General features: G+C 68.5%; 5 protein-coding genes. 3 read left to right on the forward strand and 2 right to left on the reverse strand.

All coding sequences use genetic code 11. The features are described from left to right. A partial coding sequence (locus tag EQG76_RS17925) for an HAD family hydrolase (protein WP_159715752.1) occupies positions 1-494 on the forward strand: 494 nt, incomplete at its 5' end. Positions 495-518: 24 nt separating this feature from the next. Here EQG76_RS17925 and EQG76_RS17930 read toward each other — a convergent pair. Both EQG76_RS17930 and EQG76_RS17935 read right to left on the reverse strand, forming a co-directional pair. After that, positions 519-1,979 carry a DUF2231 domain-containing protein gene (locus EQG76_RS17930; RefSeq protein ID WP_159715753.1) on the reverse strand — a complete coding sequence of 487 codons (1,461 nt, stop codon included), beginning with the start codon at positions 1,977-1,979 and terminating at the stop codon, positions 519-521. An 88-nt stretch (positions 1,980-2,067) separates the two neighbouring features. After that, the gene (locus tag EQG76_RS17935; protein ID WP_235031429.1) at positions 2,068-2,526 is read right to left on the reverse strand and encodes a DUF192 domain-containing protein; all 459 of its coding nucleotides are present in this window, start codon (positions 2,524-2,526) and stop codon (positions 2,068-2,070) included. 13 nt (positions 2,527-2,539) lie between these two features. Between EQG76_RS17935 and EQG76_RS17940 the strand changes: the two genes are divergently transcribed. Then, complete coding sequence (locus tag EQG76_RS17940) at positions 2,540-3,088, forward strand: adenine phosphoribosyltransferase (protein ID WP_331463793.1); 549 nt, start codon at positions 2,540-2,542, stop codon at positions 3,086-3,088. Positions 3,089-3,194: 106 nt separating this feature from the next. Continuing rightward, on the forward strand, positions 3,195-4,441 hold a 1,247-nt coding region (locus tag EQG76_RS17945; RefSeq protein ID WP_159715756.1), incomplete at its 3' end, for a M1 family metallopeptidase.

The raw sequence follows: 4,441 nt of genomic DNA on the forward strand, positions 1-4,441 counted from the left end.
CCGGTCGGGACCTGGATGCGGAGGTGCTCCGCCAGCTCCAGGAGCGGCACGCTGCGGCGTACCGGAAACTCGCGGGAGACGTCCGGCCGCTGCCCGGGACGCTGGAGCTCCTGGCGCACCTGACGGAGCTGGGCTGCCCCTGGGCGATCGCGACCAGCGGGCGGATGGAGACGGCCGGCCCGGTCCTGGAACGCCTCAAGGTGCCCCGGCACGTCCCGATCATTACCCGCGACCTGGTGCGACACGCCAAGCCCGACCCGGACCTGTTCCTGGCGGCCGTCGAGAAGCTCGCCCTGCCGGCGGCCGATGCCTACGTGGTCGGCGACAGCGTATGGGACATGCTGGCGGCCAGGCGGGCCGGCATGCTGGGCGTGGGACTGCTCTCGGGCGGCTATGGCACCGACGAGCTGGAGCGCGCCGGAGCCTATCGGGTCTATGACGACCCGGCGATGATGATGCGCCATCTGGACGAGCTGGGGGTACGCCGCCCCTGAGCGGGCAGGCCAGGGCAGCCGACGTCAGACCGGTTCCAGCGCCCTGATCTTGAGGGCGCGCCTTGCCCGCTGCAGGCGCGATGCACGCAGTTCCAGGAGCCTTCTCTCCAGAAGGGCGCCGAGTTCGCGCAGTCGCTCCTCGCCCAGACGCTGCGCTTCCACGAACATCGAGGTCTCCTCGGAGCGAGCGTGGTGGTCCACCGCCTGGTACAGGGCCTGCAGATGCTCGTCGAACACTGTGGACGACGTGTCCAGCCCGACCACCACCGCCAGCATGTCCGCGAGCTGATGGTGCTCGGCGTGGGCGATCGGGACCTTCTCGCTCACCGGCTGCACGGCCGGATAGAAGATCTCGTCCTCGATCTGCTCGTGCATCTCCAGCTCGCCGGCCAGAACCCGCATCAGGAGTCGCCGCTCCGGATCGTGGCGCGGCGTGGCCAGGATCTGGGTGAAGGTGTAGCGCAGCAGCTCGTGATGCCGGAACAGGAACTGGTCGGCCTTCTCGCCGCGGCGGCCAGTGTCGGCTTCTTGCTGGACCGGGACCGTCACCGTTTCGTCGCCAGGCTGCGGCAGGCGGCGAATCTCGACCATGCCGGCACGCAGGCGCACCTCGTAGCGCGGCTGCGGCGCTGTCGCTGGCCCATCGAGCGGATGGCCGGAGGAGAGACAGAAGCGCGAGCCGTGCCAGGGGCAGACCAGGCCGCCCTCCAAAACCCAGCCCTTGTCCAAGGGCCCACCCATATGCGCGCAGCGGGCGCCCAGTGCATGGACCTGGCCCCGGTGCAGGACCAGGACGACGCCGACCGCAGCACGGGCATGCTCGTCCCAGACTTCCACCCGGCGCGGCCGATCCTCCTCCAGGTCGGCCAGCGGAAACACCGGCAGGAAGTGACGCGGCTCGGAGCCCCGGTCGGCATGGTCAACCCCGATCCGGCCCCGATAGACGAGATGGCCGCCGAGATAGGCACCGGTCAGCGTGAGCAGCCAGGCAAGCGCGCTGGTCAGTCGGCCTTCCTGCCGCCGCCCCTGCCGGCGCCGCCGCACCGAAGTGGCGAACAGCCCGAGCGACGCCGTGTTGACGAGCGCATGGACCAGCCCGACCCGGCGGTCGCGCCCGTGGGTATGCTGCCAGTCGATCATCCCGGCCAAGGCTGCGCCCACCGCCGTCAGGCAGCCGGCCTGCAGGTTGAGGTCGGCGGCTTGGTCGAACCGCGTGCCGTTGCTGCGTCGGAGAGCCCCCAGCAGATCCAGCGCCAGGGACACTGTCCAGGCGCCGATCGGGATGGTGACCAGGAGGGGATGGAGCGGGTGACCCAACCAGTTGCCGTGCAGCGCATTGCGGATCGACTGGGCGTGGCGGCCGGTCAGCCGCTGCGGCAGGGCGACGGCGTTGCCGATCCGGTAGCCGACATGATCGAGTGCGGCGGCTCCCTCGACCTGGGCGATCGTCCGGTCTGCCGCCGCCGCAAGCCGGTGCTCCCGCATCGTGGGTCCTTTTCAGTGCCTTTGCCGCCTTTTCCGTCAATCCGCTCCGGACGCCCGGGTTCCGACGGGCCGGGAAATGGCGCGGCACTCACTCCGGCAGGGGCTCGCCCAGCCGGTCGCCCGGCCGGATACCGCGCTCCCTGGCCGTACCGCCCAGGATCTCCAGCACGTAGCGGACCGGCTGGCCGGACGGTAGCAGCTTCAGGGAGTGCGGCTCGGCCTGTTCGGTGATGCGGACGATCTCGCCGTCCGCCTTGATGAAGATCAGGTCGAGCGGCAAGGGCGTGTTCTTCATCCAGAAGGACACGGACTGCTCCTGGCCGAAGTCGAACAGCATGCCGTGGTCCTTGGGCAGCTCCTCGCGGAACATCAGGCCGCGGCTGCGTTCGGACGGGGTGCGGGCGAGCTCCACGAAGTAGGGAAGCGGACCTTGCCTCGTATGGATGGTGAGCTCGGTCAGGTCCTGCGCCAGGGCCGCCGGCGCCAGCCAGATCGCCAGGCCGAAGGCCAGGAGCAGGCCGGCGCCTCTGGCTTTACCCTGATGCACCAGTCTGGCAACCATGCGCGCCGAACGAGCCAAGAGTTCCGCGCCAATGGACATCTCCGCCCACATCCGCACCGTCCCTGATTTTCCCAAGCCCGGCATCCTCTTCTATGACATCTCGACCCTGCTCGCGAACCACCTGGCCTACCGGGCGGCGATCGAGCGGATGGCCGGGATCGCGGCGAGGTACCGGCCGGACGTCCTGGTGGGGATCGAGAGCCGGGGGTTCATCTTCGCCGCACCCTTGGCGCTCCACATGGATCGCGGCTTCGTCATGGTCCGTAAAGTGGGCAAGCTGCCGGGTGCGGTCGTCAGCCATGACTATGACCTGGAATATGGCAGCGATACCGTCCAGATCGTCGAGGACCTGATCCCAAAGGGGGCCAGGGCCGTGCTGATCGACGACCTGATCGCGACCGGCGGCACCGCCGAAGCCTCGATCCAGCTCCTGCGCAAGATCGGTGCGGAGCCGGTGGCCGCGGTCTTCCTGATCGAGCTAGACGGGCTGGGCGGGCGCGGGCGGCTGAGCGTGCCGGTGGAAACGGTCCTGACCTACCCGGCCTGAGGCGTTGGCGCCCGGCCGAAGCAGTCACGTACCGATTTCAGGAAATTTACTTCTGCCTGCCGCCGCGATGCGACTAGCCTGCGGTGCAATGGCCGGAGGCGGGTCGATGGGCTGGGGCAAGCTGGCGGCGGTGGCGATCACCGGGCTTCTTCTGTCGGGACCGGTATTTGCGGCCGACGAGTTCTTCCTGGGCTTCGGCAATGACGGCTACGACGTTGTCCATTACGGGCTGGACCTGGACGTCAGGCCGGTCACCAACCGGCTGGACGGCAAGGCGCGCCTGCTGGTCCGGGCCCGGCAGAACCTGTCGAGCCTGACCCTGGACCTGGCAGCGCTGAAGGTGCGCAAGGCCAGGATCAACGGCAGCCCGGCGAGGTTCGCGCAAACCGGCGACAAGCTGACGATCACGCCCAGGCGGCCGATCCGCAAGGGCTGGCCGTTCGTGCTCACGGTTGAGTATGGCGGCAGGCCAGTGCCGGTCCAGGACCCGACCGCACCCGATGATCCAGACCTGACGCTCGGCTGGCACAAATATCTGAGCTCGATCTATGTCGTGAGCGAGCCGGTCGGGGCCGGCACCTTCTTTCCGGCCAATGACGAGCCGAGTGACAAGGCGATCTTCACGATCGCGGTCACCGTCCCGGACGGCTACAGCGCGGTCGCCAACGGCGTGCCGCTGTCCCGCAAGCGGCTAGGCGACAGGCGCCGGTTCGTGTGGGCGATGCACGATCCGATGGCCCCCTGGCTGGCGACGGTCCACGTCAACAAGTTCAGGCTCACCACGCGAATGTCCCGCACCGGCGTGCCCATGCGTATCTATACGACCGCCGGGACGCCCGAGGAGGACATTGCCGGCTATGCCCGCGCGGCCAAGATGATCCCCTATTTCGAGCGGCTGGTCGGGCCCTACCCGTTCGACGCCTATGGCAGCGTCGTAGTGGACGACCCGACCCTGACATATGCGCTTGAGACCCAGGCGATGTCGACCTTCCCCAAGGGTGCTGCGGACGAGCGGATCGTTGCGCACGAGCTGGCGCATCAGTGGTTCGGCAATGCGGTCTCCGTAGCCAGTTGGCGCGACCTGTGGCTGGGTGAGGGGTTCGCCACCTATTTCGAGGTGCTCTGGCCTAACCGCGCCTCGCCCGACGGATTCGCGGCGGAGATGCAAGCGCTCTACGCCTATGCCCTGCGCAACCAGCTGGGCCCGGCCGTGGTGGAGCAAGGCGACCAGATCTTCAGCGACCGCACCTATGTCCGGGGCGCGCTTACCCTGTACGCGCTCCGGCTCGAGGTCGGCGCGACGATGTTCCGCAGGATCCTGCGGACCTTCTTCCGGATGTATGACGGCAGGAA

Origin of the sequence: Geminicoccus flavidas (assembly GCF_009806515.1) — a bacterium.
GTDB lineage: Bacteria > Pseudomonadota > Alphaproteobacteria > Geminicoccales > Geminicoccaceae > Geminicoccus > Geminicoccus flavidus.

Excerpts from the sequence above, each read along its gene's own strand:
- EQG76_RS17940 (WP_331463793.1), top strand. The coding sequence starts at position 2,540 with ATGCGCGCCGAACGAGCCAAGAGTTCCGCGCCAATGGACATCTCCGCC.
- EQG76_RS17930 (WP_159715753.1), bottom strand. The coding sequence starts at position 1,979 with ATGCGGGAGCACCGGCTTGCGGCGGCGGCAGACCGGACGATCGCCCAG.